Source organism: Ureibacillus chungkukjangi (genome assembly GCF_003217295.1).
GTDB classification, from domain to species: Bacteria; Bacillota; Bacilli; order Bacillales_A; family Planococcaceae; genus Ureibacillus; species Ureibacillus chungkukjangi.
Genome location: NZ_QJTJ01000003.1, coordinates 154,748 through 170,322, shown reverse-complemented (window position 1 = coordinate 170,322; position 15,575 = coordinate 154,748). Strand labels below are relative to the sequence as shown.

Below are 15,575 nucleotides of genomic sequence, written 5' to 3'. Positions count from 1 at the left end.
TATCGTCGTTGTTGAAGAACTATAATTTTTGAATTTGTTCGAAGTCAAGTTCCATCTTTGTTTCGCGACCGAACATATCAACAATAACTTTAACTTTCCCTTTGTCTGCATCAATTTCTTCGATTTTACCTTGGAAATGAGCAAACGGTCCTTCTAATACCTCTACTACTTCTCCAACAGTTATATCTAATTCGCCAACTGTTGATTTCGTCATACCCATTTGTTGTAGTAAACGTTCTACTTCTTCAGGTAATAACGGAGTTGGTTTTGCACCGCCGCCTGATGAACCGATAAATCCTGTAACACCTGGTGTATTACGTACTACATACCATGATTCGTCTGTTAAAATCTGTTCTACTAATACGTAACCCGGGAAAACTTTACGCATTACTGTACGTTTTTTCCCATCCTTTAAATCTGTTTCTTCGTGTTCTGGAACAATTACACGGAAAATATTATCTTGCATCCCCATTGTTTCAACACGTTTTTCAAGATTCGCTTTTACGCGATTTTCATAACCTGAATAAGTATGAACTACATACCATCTTTTTTCCATAACGTTGCCGGACTATATGTCCGTCCCTCCTTCACTCATCACATGGACCTTAATAATACAATTAACGAAACAAATGAAAAAAACCCGTTAACATTTAAAGACGGGCCATTTTCAAAATATTAACAATGCTTTTTATAGATCTATATACCAGCGGAATAGTTCTGAAACACCTAAGTCTACTAACACAAAAAAGATAGCCATAACAATTACCGTTGAAACTACGACAACTGTATATTTTGTAAGCTCTTTACTTTTTGGCCAGCTTGTCTTTCTCATTTCAGATGTTACATCTGATAGAAACTGTTTAATCTTGCCCATTCTAGCTTAACCTCCGAACAAATCATCTATTCTATGTTTCAATCTAATTTACTAAATCAAATGCGTAGGCGTGTCTGTTCGCCGAGAACTCAAGAAATACATTTGATAAACTTGGCACAGGCATCCGCAAAATAGACTTTAACTTCAATCAGTTGCTTGAATACGTGTAGAGTCATAGAACGATTCGTATTCATTGGACCATTTAAACTATTGTGAGACCACTTCTGAATGAAAGTAAAATTATCGAGTTTGTTTATGCACCGTATGTTCATTACAATGTGAGCAAAACTTTTTCAATTCTAGACGCTCATTTGCACTTGCTCTTTCAGGAACTGAATAATTTCTGGAACCACATTTTTCACAACATAAAACGATTTTCTTATGCATTTTTGAAAATTCACCTATTTTTTTTGCATTTTGTCTTTTAAAGACTAACACCTAAACCTATTACTGTCAATAAGAGCAATGTGTTGCCCCACTTAAACGTCACCTATTTCCAGGTGACGCTCTAACTTACGCTTTACACGTTGGAGAGCATTATCGATTGACTTAACGTGACGATTCAATCCTTCTGATATCTCGTTATAGGATTGTCCATCTAGGTATAAAGCTAACACCTGTTGCTCAAGTTCACTTAATATTTCGCCAATTTTTTCTTCAAGATGGGAATACTCTTCACGATTAATCATTAAATGCACCGGATCATCAGACTCTGTGCTGGTGATCACATCCATTAATGTCCGATCGGATTCTTCATCATAGATTGGTTTATCAAGAGATACATAGGAATTTAGTGGAATATGCTTTTGACGCGTCGCTGTTTTAATAGCTGTAATGATTTGACGTGTAATACAAAGCTCCGCAAACGCTCTAAAAGAGGACAGCTTGTCTCCTTTGAAATCTCTTATTGATTTATATAAACCTATCATTCCTTCTTGAATGATGTCTTCCTTATCTGCTCCAATTAAAAAATAGGAGCGCGCCTTCGCTTTGACGAACAGTCGATACTTCGTAATTAAATAATCTAAAGCTTCTGTATTTCCGTGATGTACTTCTTCAATAAGTTGTTCATCTGAAAGGTCTTCAAATCGTTGCAATACTTGTGTTTGACTTTCTTTTAGCATCGGCATCACCCCATAACGATCGTATAGTGTTAGGAATAGTATAACGGAACTGGAAAATATAGGTCAACCTAGTTATTTCAAACCTCGTCTCCATTTTTCAAAAGCTAGTTCTACTTCCTTAGATAATTGAATCCTAGATTTAGGCTGCTCATCATGGGTTATCTTTACTTTTTGCGTGATATTCGACTGTATAATTTCCATTTCAATTTCTAGCTCTCTTGCCGATTTACGAAGAGCCCCATTTCCGAAGATTACATTTTGTTCTGTCATATCGGAGGTAGCTACATAGATTTGTATTTTGCGTCCCTTTAATTCATTCGTTAGCTTCTCAATCCGTTCATCTGCTGTTTCATTTTTTCTTGTATAAATGATTTCAACCGCTTTTTGTACATAGGTTTGTTGTACTCCAGGAACTAAGTGGGCATCAAACACAACAATCAATCGCCCCCCCATGGCTGCTTTATATTCAGCCATGAGTTCAAGCAAGCGATTGCGTGCTTCTTCAAAATTTGTATCACGAAGAGGTCGTAATTCCTTCCATGCCCCAATCATATTGTAGCCGTCGACAATTAAAATCGTTTGCATGATACAACTTATCCATTCTTTTCTTGACGCTTACGGTATACCTCATACATTAAAAGGGCTGCAGCTACTGAAGCATTCAACGAATTCACATGACCGACCATTGGTAGGTGATATAAAAAATCACATTTATCTTTCAACAATCTACTCATTCCACGGCCTTCACTTCCAATTATCACTGCTAAAGGTAAAGTCGCATCCATCTTACGATAATCCGCAGAACCCAAAGCATCCGTTCCCGCTATCCAAACGCCATTTTCTTTTAGCTCATCCACTGTTTGCGCAAGGTTCGTGACACGTACGACAGGTACATGTTCAATCGCTCCTGTAGAAGCCTTCGCTACAACAGCAGTTAAACCTACCGCGCGTCTTTTTGGAATTATGATGCCATGAACACCAATTGCATCGGCAGTACGCATAATTGAACCTAGATTATGAGGATCCTCGAGCTCATCAAGTATAAGGAAGAATGGGTCTTCATTTTTTGCCTTCGCAGCTTTAAATAAATCCTCTAACTCCGCATAGTTATAAGCTGCAACAGAAGCTACAATTCCTTGGTGATTTTCACTTGATAATTGGTCTACCTTTTTCTTTGGAACAAATTGTACAAGTACGCCACGCTCACGAGCTAAATCTAATACCTCGTTAATGCCTGTCTTCTTGACGCCTTCTGCTATCCAAAGCTTATTGATTTCTCTTCCTGAACGTAGTGCTTCTAGTACAGGGTTCTTTCCAGCAATCATTTCATTATTATGTTCAGTCATTTATGATGCCCCCTTTGATTGCTCAACAATTATTATCGCATAATCGATTATTTCATAAACTCTTTCGTATTGCTTTGTTAAATATAGACTTCCCAAAACAGCTTCAAATCCTGAACTATTACGATAGGTTTGAACATCCGTATTTTTTGGGACAGATCCTGATTTTGCGTTGCGACCTCTTTTAAAAACAGCAACCTCTTCTTCAGTTAAGTAATTTTCATCCATTAAACGATGTACAATCATAGATTGAGCCTTCGCAGATACATAATTCGTTGCCTCTTTATGTAATCGATTGGGCTTAGCTCGTCCACTTAAAAGAAGATGCTCCCGAACCTTTTGTTCGAGAACAGCATCTCCCATGTAAGCTAATGCAAGTGCATTTAGTTGTTTTACATCTTCTATACGAAGCTGCGCCATTTTACAAACCTCGTTTCCAACGTGTACCTTGACGTGTATCTTCTAAAATAATATTCATGTTTAAAAGCTGGTCACGAATTTCATCTGAACGAGCGAAATCGCGATTTTTACGTGCCAGAATACGCTCTTCAATTAAAGCCTCAATTTCTTCATCCAGCAACTCGTTTTCCACAACTAGCTTAATACCCAGGACGTCACCAAGTGCATCAAAAGTTTCGATAAATGCTTTTAGCACACGTTCTTCTGTATTTGTTTCGTTTAGGTAGATGTTTGCAATTCGAGCAAGCTCAAATAGTGTAGAAATAGCATTTGCAGTATTGAAATCATCATCCATCGCAATTTCAAATTGCTTTTTAACTTCTTCAAGCTTATCTAAATATTCTCCACCGTTATCAGCCAGGTTTGTTGACGCTGATAATCTGTACTGAATATTTGAATAAGCTGTACGCAGTCTTTCTAACCCAGCTTGAGCCGACTCAACTAAATCCTGTGCAAAGTTAATCGGATGGCGATAATGTACAGAAAGCATAAAGAAACGTAATACTTGTGGATCGATTTGCTGACGAATATCATTTACTAGCACAAAATTCCCTAGAGATTTAGACATCTTCTCATTGTCGATATTGATATATCCATTGTGCATCCAGTAGCGTGCAAATTCCTTCCCTGTATAAGCTTCCGATTGAGCAATTTCGTTTTCATGGTGAGGGAAAGTTAAATCCTGTCCTCCCGCATGTATGTCAATTGTGTCTCCAAGATGCTCGCGAGCCATTACCGAACATTCGATATGCCAGCCTGGGCGCCCTTCACCCCAAGGACTTTCCCATTTGATTTCACCTGGTTTTGCTGATTTCCAAAGAGCGAAATCTAGAGGATCTTCCTTCTTTTCACCAGCTTCAATACGTGCTCCCACTTTTAAATCATCAATCGGTTGATGCGATAATTTCCCGTACCCATCGAATTTACGCGTGCGGTAATACACATCTCCTTGTGATTCGTAGGCATAGCCTTTTTCGATTAAAACACCGATAAAATCGATAATATCTTCCATATGGTTCGTTACACGAGGATGTACGTCTGCTTTTTTGCATCCAAGGGCGGTAATATCCTCAAAATATGCATTAATAAAGCGGTTTGTTAGCTCAAAAACGTCTTCCCCTAATTCGTTTGCTGCTTTGATGATTTTGTCATCAACGTCAGTAAAGTTTGAAACGTACTTCACTTCGAAGCCTTTGTATTGGAAGTAGCGACGAACTGTGTCATATACAATAACAGGTCGGGCATTCCCGATATGAATGAAGTTGTATACAGTTGGCCCGCATACATACATTTTTACTTTTCCTTCTTCTAGTGGGACAAAGGGTTCTTTTTGTCTTGTTAAGGAATTAAATATTTGAATTGTCATTTCACTCTCTCCTTTTGAAATGGACTAGATTATAAATCTGATTTTTTTAATAAAAAAGCGCCCCTGTCTTTTCACATGAAAAGACAGAGACGCTATTATACGTGGTTCCACTCTGTTTGAAAGCACATTAAACACAAGGTTAAATGCTTTCCACTCGAAAGTCCGTTAACGCCGGACGACTCGACTCGCCTACTTAGAAAAATACGAATTATCACGCACGGATGGCGTAACAGTGTATTTTCTTATGCGGACAATCAAATTACATCCGCAAAATTTTCAGCTAAGTGCTCAAAGGTGCATTTCCATAAAATAGAGGCCTAGGTCACTTTCAGCCGATGATGACCCTCTCTTTGAAAACTTATTTTATGTACTTCTCCTTCTCAACGCTTTGACAGATTTTTGATGTTTAACAATTACGACTAAAGTAACTTTATTTTACATTAGCTTTAATAAAAGTCAATCAATTGCAATGGTTATTTTACGTATTTTTCAATACGTGCGATTGCTTTATCTTTTCCAATTAAAGCAATTGCATCTGCTAATTCAGGACCATGTGTTTGGCCAGTTGTTACTACACGAATTGGCATGAATAGGTTTTTCCCTTTATGCCCTGTTTCTTTTTGAACTGCTTTAATAGCAGACTTAATAGATGGTGCATCGAAGCCTTCAAGCGCTTCAAGTTGCGCCTTGAAAGAAGCCATTACTTCTGGGATTTGTTCACCAGCCATTACTTCCTTAGCCTCTTCATCATACTCAACTTCTTCTGTAAAGAATAAACTTGTAAGCTCAACAATTTCAGCGCCAAAGCTCATTTGGTTATGATATAAACCGATTAAAGCTGTTGCCCACTGTTGTTGCTCTTCGTTTAATTCTTGTGGAAGTAAACCAGCCTTTTGTAAATGTGGTAAAGATAATTCCACAACTTTTTCTAAAGGCAGTTTTTTAATATATTGATTGTTCATCCATGTTAGTTTATTTTTATCGAACATAGATGGTGACTTTGAAAGACGTTTTTCATCAAAAATTTCGATGAATTGTTCTTTAGTGAAGATTTCTTCTTCTCCTTCTGGAGACCAGCCTAAAAGGGCAAAGAAGTTAAACATTGCTTCTGGTAAATAGCCAAGCTCTTTATATTGCGTAACAAATTGAATAATCGACTCGTCACGTTTTGATAATTTCTTATGATCTTCATTTACGATTAATGTCATGTGACCGTATTGTGGATACTCCCAGTCAAATGCATCAAAAATCATCATTTGTTTTGGAGTATTTGATAAATGCTCTTCCCCACGGAATACATGCGTAATGTCCATGAAGTGATCATCTAAAACAACAGCATAGTTATATGTTGGAATTCCGTTCGCTTTCACAAGTACCCAATCACCAACGTCTTTTGATTCAAACGTTACTTCACCACGCACTAAATCTGTGAAGCGGTAAGTTGTGTTTTCAGGCACACGCATACGGATAGTGTGTGGAATACCTTCTGCTTCTTTTGCTGCAACCTCTTCTTTTGTTAAGTGACGACATTTCCCATCATAAGTTGGTGCTGCCACTCCTCTTGCTCTTTGCGCTTCACGAGAAGCTTCTAGCTCTTCTGAGGTACAGAAGCATTTGTAAGCAATTCCACGCTCTAGTAAGTCTTCAGCGTGTTTTGTATACACATCTAAACGTTCCATTTGGCGATATGGTGCATACGGTCCACCAATATCAATTGACTCATCAGGCGTAATTCCTAACCAACGAAGGTTATCTAGCTGAGAGGCTTCTCCACCCTCTACATTACGTTCAATATCTGTATCCTCAATACGTACGATAAATTTACCGTTGTGATGTTTTGCAAATAAATAGTTAAATAACGCTGTACGTGCTCCACCAATGTGTAAAAAGCCAGTTGGACTCGGAGCATAACGAACACGAACTTCCTTCGTCATAATTATTGCCTCCTATATTAGTTCAAAAAGTTTGTTATATATATTGAGAAGCCGCAAATCCACTTCTCATGTTAACCTTGTACATTTTACCATTCAAGAATAAGAATGAAAAGCTGGGTCAGCTTGAAGTAAAGGGTATATGCTTTGATATCACTTATTCGGGCTAAAATATCCATTAATTCTCTAAAATATGCACCAAAATTTTATTTCTTAATTAATAAAATCGTTGCCATTGCTGCAATTCCTTCTTCACGACCAGTGAAACCTAATTTCTCGGTAGTTGTTGCCTTCACATTCACCTGTGATGGGTCTGCTTTTAATAGCTCTGCGATTCGGTTACGCATCGGTTCGATATACGGAGCCATTTTGGGACGTTGAGCCATGATTGTACAATCAACATTTCCAAGTACATAGCCTTTTTCCTCAACAATATTCCAAATATATTCTAGCAATTTTGCACTGTCTGCATCCTTGAATTCTGGATCTGAATCAGGGAAATGATGTCCAATGTCCCCTTCTCCAATTGCACCAAGAGCCGCATCCGTTACCGTATGTAACAATACATCTGCATCTGAATGCCCCAGTAACCCACGTTCGTGAGGAATTTCAACCCCACCAATTATTAATGGACGTCCTTCTGCAAATGCATGAACGTCAAATCCTTGTCCTACTCGAAACATAATTATCCTCCTAGTTGCTACGATGCTTTAGTATCGCTTCTCCAAATATTAAATCTTCTTTTGTTGTTATTTTCACATTATCATAGGTACTTTCCACAATGTGAACCTGATGTCCTAAACGTTCAACAAGCATCGCTTCATCTGTTCCTAAGAAGCCCTGCGCTTCAGCTCTGTCCTCTGCCTGCTGTATCAAATCGAAACGAAAGGCTTGTGGGGTTTGAATCATCCACAAGCTCTCTCGATCGACTGTTTCAATAATGACACCATCACTTACTTTTTTCATTGTGTCTTTTGCTTTAACGCCGGCAATGGCAGCCCCTTTTTCTTGAGCTACCTCTACTAAACGCGAAATAGTTGGTTTTGTTATAAACGGTCTTGCTGCATCATGCACAAGCACAATTTCTACCTGCTGCATTTCTTTAATACACGAATGGACAGAATGCTGTCTTTCTTTCCCTCCATTTGGCAGACCCTTCACTTTCGTAATACGATACTGCTCTAACAAGCCTCGAATATATTCACGTTCCTCTGGTTTAACAGCAAGCCAGATACCTGTACAATTTTCGTCGCTTTGAAAGGCTTCTAGTGTGTGGATAAGAATTGGTTTCATATCCAGCTGTAAAAACAATTTGTTTTGCCCTGCTCCCATTCGTTTTCCGCTTCCTGCTGCCGGGAGTACTACTTCATATTGCACAAATTCACTTCCTAATCTGTTAAAGCCTTATATTTTCCATTCTATTATGCTACTTGTTCGTCCTTAGGCTTGGCAAAAATCATTCGCCCCGCCGATGTTTGTAGGACACTTGTCACGGTTACGGTAATCGCTTGCCCAATATAGCTTCTACCACCCTCTACTACGATCATTGTGCCATCATCCAGATAAGCAACACCTTGATTTTGTTCTTTTCCATCCTTGATGACAACTACCTGCATATCCTCTCCAGGAATTACTACAGGTTTTACGGCATTTGCCAAATCATTAATATTTAATACTTGGACATGATGTAAGTCACAAACCTTATTCAGGTTGAAATCATTCGTTAAAATTTGAGCACCCATTTTTTTCGCAAGACGAACTAGCTTTAAATCTACCTCTTGTACATCCTCAAAATCCTCTTCAGATATTTGGACAGTTGTAACACGTTCGTCTTGTAGTTTCTTCAAGATATCCAATCCTCTACGACCTCGAGTACGTTTCAATGTATCCGATGAATCTGCAATATGTTGTAGCTCCGTCAGGACAAATTGCGGGACAATAAGAACACCTTCAATAAACCCTGTCGATGAAATGTCAGCAATTCGACCATCAATAATGACACTCGTATCTAACAATTTGTATAACTGCTTTTCCTCTACCTGAGTGAACCCTGAATCGACGGTTTTCTTCTTTTGTGCCGTATTGGCTTTGGAAAACATTTGACTAAGCTCATCACGTTTGGTGAACCCAACACGGAAACCTAAATACCCTAGTAAAATAGATAATATAACAGGGATAAAATCAGTTATGATTGGGATTTGAATTCGCTCTAAAGCAAAACCAATTAAAAAGGCAACCATTAACCCTACAATCAGCCCAATCGAACCAAATAAAAGATCTGCTGCAGGCACTTTAAATAAAATACCTTCCATCCAAACAATTAGCTTCACAAAGTAATCTGATAATGCGAATGATAAAACGAATAACAAAATTGCACCTAAAGCTACCGATACATATGGATTGTTAAGCCAGGGATTAGATGATAAATTAATAAACTCGTATAATGGCGGTAAGAAAACAAAACCTAACGCTCCTCCGATAAATAAGAAAGCAATTTGTATCACTCTTTTTAACATGCTCCCACCTCCTTTTCTTATTATCAATTATACATAGTTCATCAGCGGTTTTCGCTATAAACACTTCAAGAATTTTAAAAACAAGGAAAAATATTCTGAGCTGTATAAAATAAGATATGTTCTATTTCTTCCCAAAATTAAAAAGAAAAATGCCCATACATCAAAAATGATTGTATAGGCACGTTTTTTGTTCATATTTTAGGCAAAATCCATCATTATAAATCGTTAAAACACGCTCTTAATGCTTCATTTATGGTTTCAATACCCACTACTTGTATACCGCTTGGATAATCCCAGCCTCCTTGGTTTGAAGCGGGGATAAATGCACGCTTAAATCCTAATCTTGCAGCCTCTTGAACCCGTTGCTCTATTCTGGATACTCGTCGAACTTCTCCTGTCAAACCAACTTCTCCTATAAAGCAATCAGTTGATTTAACTGCCTGATCCTTGAAGCTAGACACAATGGACGTTAAAACTGCTAAATCTATCGCAGGCTCGTCAAGCTTTACTCCACCAGCTACCTTAATATAAGCATCCTGTGCTTGCAGCAGCAATCCCATCCGTTTTTCCAGCACAGCCATTAACAGCTGCACCCTATTTTGATCTACTCCAGTGGACATACGTTTTGGATAGTTAAAGCTCGTTGGCGTCACTAGTGATTGAATCTCAACTAGTATCGGCCTTGTCCCCTCCATTGAAGCAACTATCGTTGAACCTGCAGCATCGTAGGACCGCTCCTCTAAAAACAGCTCTGAGGGATTGGAGACTTCCTTTAAACCAGCCTGAACCATTTCGAAAATGGCAATTTCATTGGTTGAGCCAAATCGGTTTTTAACGCTTCTTAAAATACGATAAGTATGATGACGCTCTCCCTCGAAGTACAGAACGGTATCCACCATATGCTCAAGTAAACGAGGACCAGCAATTTGCCCCTCTTTTGTTACGTGCCCAACTAAGAAAATAGCGATTCCTTTTGTTTTAGCGATGCGCATTAGCTCTGCTGTACATTCACGAACCTGAGAAACACTCCCTGGAGCACTTGTTACTTCAGGGTGATGAATAGTTTGTATGGAGTCAATAATGACGAATTTCGGTGTAACCTCTTCGATTGTTTGGTTAATAAGCTCGAGATTTGTCTCGGAATAGATGTAAAGCTCCGGTGATTGTACACCTAGTCGAGAAGCTCGAAGCTTTGTTTGACGCATCGATTCCTCTCCCGAAATATATAAAACTCGATGCCCTTTGTTAGATAAAAGAGCTGATACCTGCATAAGTAAAGTCGATTTCCCGATACCAGGATCTCCCCCAATTAAAACAAGTGAGCCTGGAACGATTCCGCCACCTAATACACGATTCAACTCATCCATTTCAGTTGGAATTCGAGGTTCATCTGAGGTTTCAATATCTATAATCGGTGTTGCTTTTTGTGAAATTGTATTAGAATGCTGGAAAGCACCACGTGGGCCTTTTAAAACGACCTCTACTTCTTCCACCATTGTATTCCAGCCACCACATCCTGGGCAGCGTCCCATCCATTTTGGAGATTCATAGCCACATGAATTACAACAAAACTTTGATTTCTTTTTTGCCATCTTGTCTCTCCTCGCGAAATTAATTCTTTAGTCAATTGTACATGACAACACTACGATCCTCCTAATATATAAGTTAAGTTCAGTTAAATTTAAAAAACTTGTAAAGCAATTGTAATTTGACTATGTATAACTTATCTTTACGCTTGTGTAATGAGTAATATTGCGGTTGCTTTTTAGAACGCTTATTTCCTTTTATATGTACGGTTCATCTTTAAACAAAAATAAAGCGGTTGACCGGTAAGTTGTCAACCGCTTAAAGCCTTTAAGATTTAGTTAGCACAGCATTTTTGGGTACGACGATAAATTCATTATCTGCATAGTCAATAACAACACTTTGACCTGTGCTAATTGTGCCCTTTAATACCTCTTCAGATAGACGGTCCTCAACATGCTTTTGCAGGGCACGACGTAATGGACGTGCACCATATTGTGGATCGTATCCTTCTTCAGCAATTTTCACAAGCGCCGCATCTGTTAGCTCTAGCTCGATATTTTGCTCTCTCAGACGTTTTGTTAAAGAATTTGCCATTAAGGCAATGATCTGTTTTAACTCATCTTTTTCAAGTGAGTGGAACACAATCATTTCATCAATACGGTTTAAGAACTCCGGACGGAATGCTTTTTTCAGCTCTTCAAGCATTGTACCCTTCATATCCTTGTATTTAGAAGCCTCTGTATTACCAACACCGAAGCCTAATGATTTTTGGTATTTCAGTGCATCTGCACCAACGTTTGATGTCATGATAACCACTGTGTTTCGGAAATCTACAGTACGCCCCTTAGAATCTGTTAAACGGCCATCATCTAATACTTGAAGTAAGATATTGAACACATCTGGATGCGCTTTTTCAATCTCATCAAGTAAAACAACAGAATATGGTTTACGACGAACCTTTTCAGTTAATTGACCGCCTTCATCGAATCCTACATAGCCTGGAGGTGAACCAACTAAGCGTGAAGTTGAATGTTTCTCCATATATTCTGACATATCAATTCGAATCATTGCGTCCTCATCGCCGAACATTACTTCAGCTAATGCACGAGCAAGCTCTGTTTTACCAACCCCTGTTGGTCCTAAGAAGATAAATGAACCAATCGGACGTTTTGGATCTTTTAATCCAGCACGAGCACGACGGATTGCACGAGAAATGGCTTCTACTGCTTCACCTTGACCAACTACACGTTTGTGCAGCTCATCTTCAAGGTTAAGAAGCTTTGCTGATTCCTCTTGAGCAATTTTCGAAACAGGAATTCCAGTCCACATAGAAACCACCAATGCGATGTCTTCTACTGTTACTTGAGACTCTTCTTTTCCTTGCTTCTCTTTCCATGTTTTCTTAGTAGCTTCTAATTCATCTTTGATTTTTTGCTCTGTATCTCTTAATGCCGCTGCCTTTTCAAACTCTTGGCCAGATACAGCCGCATTTTTCTCAGAACGGATACCCTCTAATTTATCCTCTAAAGCCTTAAGATTTGGCGGAACAGTGAATGAACGCAAACGTACTTTCGAGCCTGCTTCATCAATTAAATCAATTGCTTTGTCTGGTAGGAAGCGATCTGAAATATAGCGGTCTGATAATTTTGCTGCAGCCTCAACAGCCTCATCAGTAATTTTCACACGGTGATGTGCTTCATAACGATCACGTAAGCCATGAATAATTTGGATTGTTTCATCCACAGAAGGCTCATCTACTTGAATCGGCTGGAAACGACGCTCTAAGGCAGCATCCTTTTCGATGTATTTACGGTACTCATCTAATGTTGTAGCACCAATACATTGTAATTCTCCACGAGCTAATGACGGTTTTAAAATGTTAGAAGCATCAATTGCTCCCTCTGCACCACCAGCACCGATTAAAGTATGCAATTCGTCGATGAATAGAATAACGTTACCAGCTTGGCGAATTTCATCCATTACTTTTTTCAAGCGGTCCTCAAATTCACCACGGTATTTTGTGCCTGCAACAACTGTACCCATATCTAATGTCATAACACGTTTGTCACGAAGAGTTTCAGGTACTTCATTGTTAACAATTTGCTGTGCTAAACCTTCAGCAATGGCTGTTTTACCAACCCCTGGCTCACCAATTAAGACAGGGTTGTTTTTTGTACGGCGAGAAAGCACCTCGATGACACGAGTAATTTCTTTACTGCGACCGATTACAGGATCTAGTGAACCTTCGCGCGCAATCGCTGTTAAGTCGCGTGCTAACCCATCTAATGTTGGTGTATTAACTGATTGGGTAGGGTTATTTGCACTTTGAGCAGCATCATTATTTCCAAGTAATAGAAGAACTTGTTGACGCGCTTTGTTTAGGCTTACACCAGCGTTAGCTAATACACGTGCTGCTACCCCTTCACCCTCGCGGATTAAGGCAAGCAGAATATGCTCTGTTCCGATATATGCATGGCCTAGTTTTCTAGACTCGTCTACTGATAATTCAATAACCTTTTTGGCTCTTGGAGTATAGTGAACAATCGGACCAACATCCTTTGCACCTTTTCCAACTAGCTCTTCAATTCCTGATTCTATAATTTGTGGACTCACATCAATTGCTTCTAAGGCTTTTGCTGCAATTCCACCACCCTCACGAATAAGGCCAAGTAAAATATGCTCTGTACCAATGGATTCGTGTTTCCAACGAATTGCTTCTTCTTGTGCTAATTGCAATACTTTTTGTGCACGTTGAGTAAAACGGTTAAACATCATATCTTTCCTCTCCTTTTTCCATTAGCTTTTGATTATTCGAATTTAACTTTTCACGCAATAGTTTTGCTCTATACATATCTCGTTCACTAGCTTGAAGAGTTGTACCTGCATATTGCTGTACAAAGCCTGGCTGTATAAGAATCATGCATTCATTTAATACATTTAATGGGACCTCGTTAATGATGCCCACATCAACTCCAAGGCGAACATTTGATAAACAAGCAGCAGCTTCCTCGCTCGTCATAATACGTGCATACTTTAAAGTACCTAACGAACGATTAAAGCGGTCTTCTAATATTATTCGAGAATTTTTTAATAATGCCTCCCTAGCACCGCGCTCATTTTTAATAATTTGTAACGCGACCTCTTGTAAGTCTTTTAAAATCTCTTCTTCTGACTTTCCAAGAGTAACTTGGTTGGAGATTTGATAAATATTCCCTAAATTTTCGCTACCTTCTCCATATATACCCCTAACTACCATTCCTAATCGTGCAAGCATCTGAGTTACTACTTTTATTTGCTTAGATATGGTCAGAGCCGGCAAATGCATCATGACAGATGCTCGAAGTCCTGTTCCAACATTTGTTGGGCAGCTTGTTAAGTAACCAAACGACTCATTAAAAGCATAGGGTAAATGTTCTTCTAATTTACTATCCAGCTTAGATGCAATCCTGTAGGTTTCTACTAGCTGCAGCCCCGGAGCTAAGCATTGAATACGTAAATGATCTTCTTCGTTTACCATTATACTTATTGTTTCATCATTCGATATATGAACAGAGGCGGACTTCTCCTTTTTAGCTAAGAGCGGACTAATTAAATGCTTTTCAACTAAAACTTGCCGTTGCAAGGCAGGCATTTCTTTTATGGTAAAGTGTGAAAACTTATGTCCATCAGCATTAATCGAATGTAATGCTTCATAAATCATGCCATCAATTTGCTGTGCTTCATTTTCTGTAAAGCTTAAAGGGAAACGATAGCCATCTAAGTTTCTAGCCAATCGAATGCGTGTGCTTAATACAATATCTGCATCAAGTCCTTTAACATCCATCCACCCTGGTGCCTCGCTTTTTAAAAAATGTTCTAGATTCATGGTGTATCAACACCCCCACGTTCCAGCCTACGCTCCATTTCTCGAATCTCATCGCGTAAGTCAGCCGCATCTTCAAAGCGTTCCTCATGGATTGCGAGCTGCAATTGCTCACGAGTCGAATCGATTTGCTTTTGAATCCACTCATTATGATGATTTGGCTTACCGGGCGCTTTACCACTATGTGTAGTACCCGCTTGGATTTTTGTCAGAACGAGTGGAAGCTGTTTTCCAAAGGTTTCATAACATTGTGGACAACCAAGCTTTCCTTCATTCAAAAACTTTCGAAATGTAAATCCACAGGTTGGACATTTAGCGCTTTTTTGAGATGTAGATGGCGCCTTTTCCTGTGGTCCATTATTCCAAACCGGTAATCCAAATAAATTGGAAACAAGCTGATGTATTGGAATTTGTTCTTCTTTATGAAAATCTAAATTAAAAGGATGAAAATTTTGCGCACAAACCTCACAATAATGCTTTTCACTTTTTTGGCCATTAACCACTTGTGTAACTGTTATTGTCGCTTGCTGCTCTTTACAGTGTTCACAAACCATAACCTCACCCCTTTTTAAA

General features: G+C 38.9%; 16 protein-coding genes and 1 other annotated feature. All 16 genes read right to left on the bottom strand.

The features are described 5' to 3' along the window. Nucleotides 1–19 precede the first annotated feature (19 nt). The gene (nusG, locus tag BJ095_RS04205; protein WP_107932269.1) at nt 20–556 is read right to left on the bottom strand and encodes a transcription termination/antitermination protein NusG; all 537 of its coding nucleotides are present in this window, start codon (nt 554–556) and stop codon (nt 20–22) included. A 132-nt stretch (nt 557–688) separates the two neighbouring features. Then, complete coding sequence (gene secE, locus BJ095_RS04200; protein ID WP_107932267.1) at nt 689–874, bottom strand: preprotein translocase subunit SecE; 186 nt, start codon at nt 872–874, stop codon at nt 689–691. A gap of 240 nt (nt 875–1,114) precedes the next feature. Next, nucleotides 1,115–1,261 carry a 50S ribosomal protein L33 gene (gene rpmG / locus BJ095_RS04195; protein WP_107932265.1) on the bottom strand — a complete coding sequence of 49 codons (147 nt, stop codon included), beginning with the start codon at nt 1,259–1,261 and terminating at the stop codon, nt 1,115–1,117. Between the two features lie 92 nt (nt 1,262–1,353). Continuing rightward, nucleotides 1,354–1,998 carry an RNA polymerase sporulation sigma factor SigH gene (gene sigH / locus BJ095_RS04190; RefSeq protein WP_107932263.1) on the bottom strand — a complete coding sequence of 215 codons (645 nt, stop codon included), beginning with the start codon at nt 1,996–1,998 and terminating at the stop codon, nt 1,354–1,356. A 72-nt stretch (nt 1,999–2,070) separates the two neighbouring features. Then, entirely contained in the window at nt 2,071–2,583 is a 513-nt protein-coding gene (locus BJ095_RS04185; protein WP_107932261.1) for an NYN domain-containing protein, read from the bottom strand. An 8-nt stretch (nt 2,584–2,591) separates the two neighbouring features. Next, entirely contained in the window at nt 2,592–3,344 is a 753-nt protein-coding gene (gene rlmB, locus BJ095_RS04180; RefSeq protein WP_107932259.1) for a 23S rRNA (guanosine(2251)-2'-O)-methyltransferase RlmB, read from the bottom strand. Beyond that, nucleotides 3,345–3,761 carry a Mini-ribonuclease 3 gene (locus tag BJ095_RS04175; protein ID WP_107932257.1) on the bottom strand — a complete coding sequence of 139 codons (417 nt, stop codon included), beginning with the start codon at nt 3,759–3,761 and terminating at the stop codon, nt 3,345–3,347. A gap of 1 nt (nt 3,762) precedes the next feature. After that, nucleotides 3,763–5,166 (bottom strand): cysteine--tRNA ligase, encoded by a 1,404-nt coding sequence (gene cysS, locus BJ095_RS04170; RefSeq protein WP_107932255.1) that lies wholly within the window; start codon nt 5,164–5,166, stop codon nt 3,763–3,765. Nucleotides 5,167–5,248: 82 nt separating this feature from the next. Next, nucleotides 5,249–5,559, bottom strand: a binding site (T-box leader). Between the two features lie 80 nt (nt 5,560–5,639). Then, entirely contained in the window at nt 5,640–7,100 is a 1,461-nt protein-coding gene (gene gltX / locus BJ095_RS04165; protein ID WP_107932253.1) for a glutamate--tRNA ligase, read from the bottom strand. Nucleotides 7,101–7,303: 203 nt separating this feature from the next. Continuing rightward, nucleotides 7,304–7,780 (bottom strand): 2-C-methyl-D-erythritol 2,4-cyclodiphosphate synthase, encoded by a 477-nt coding sequence (gene ispF, locus BJ095_RS04160; RefSeq protein WP_107932251.1) that lies wholly within the window; start codon nt 7,778–7,780, stop codon nt 7,304–7,306. 10 nt (nt 7,781–7,790) lie between these two features. Beyond that, nucleotides 7,791–8,474 carry a 2-C-methyl-D-erythritol 4-phosphate cytidylyltransferase gene (gene ispD, locus BJ095_RS04155; RefSeq protein WP_107932249.1) on the bottom strand — a complete coding sequence of 228 codons (684 nt, stop codon included), beginning with the start codon at nt 8,472–8,474 and terminating at the stop codon, nt 7,791–7,793. Between the two features lie 44 nt (nt 8,475–8,518). Beyond that, nucleotides 8,519–9,613, bottom strand: coding sequence for a PIN/TRAM domain-containing protein (locus BJ095_RS04150; RefSeq protein WP_107932247.1), 1,095 nt, complete (start codon nt 9,611–9,613; stop codon nt 8,519–8,521). Nucleotides 9,614–9,828: 215 nt separating this feature from the next. Then, on the bottom strand, nt 9,829–11,205 hold the full coding sequence (gene radA, locus BJ095_RS04145; protein WP_107932245.1) for a DNA repair protein RadA: 1,377 nt from the start codon (nt 11,203–11,205) through the stop codon (nt 9,829–9,831). A gap of 262 nt (nt 11,206–11,467) precedes the next feature. Further along, nucleotides 11,468–13,915, bottom strand: coding sequence for an ATP-dependent Clp protease ATP-binding subunit (locus BJ095_RS04140; protein ID WP_107932243.1), 2,448 nt, complete (start codon nt 13,913–13,915; stop codon nt 11,468–11,470). After that, on the bottom strand, nt 13,905–15,005 hold the full coding sequence (locus tag BJ095_RS04135; RefSeq protein WP_107932241.1) for a protein arginine kinase: 1,101 nt from the start codon (nt 15,003–15,005) through the stop codon (nt 13,905–13,907). Before BJ095_RS04135 ends, BJ095_RS04140 begins: the two co-directional genes overlap by 11 nt. After that, the gene (locus BJ095_RS04130; protein ID WP_107932239.1) at nt 15,002–15,556 is read right to left on the bottom strand and encodes a UvrB/UvrC motif-containing protein; all 555 of its coding nucleotides are present in this window, start codon (nt 15,554–15,556) and stop codon (nt 15,002–15,004) included. The genes BJ095_RS04135 and BJ095_RS04130 overlap by 4 nt, the downstream gene beginning before the upstream one ends. Nucleotides 15,557–15,575 lie beyond the last annotated feature (19 nt).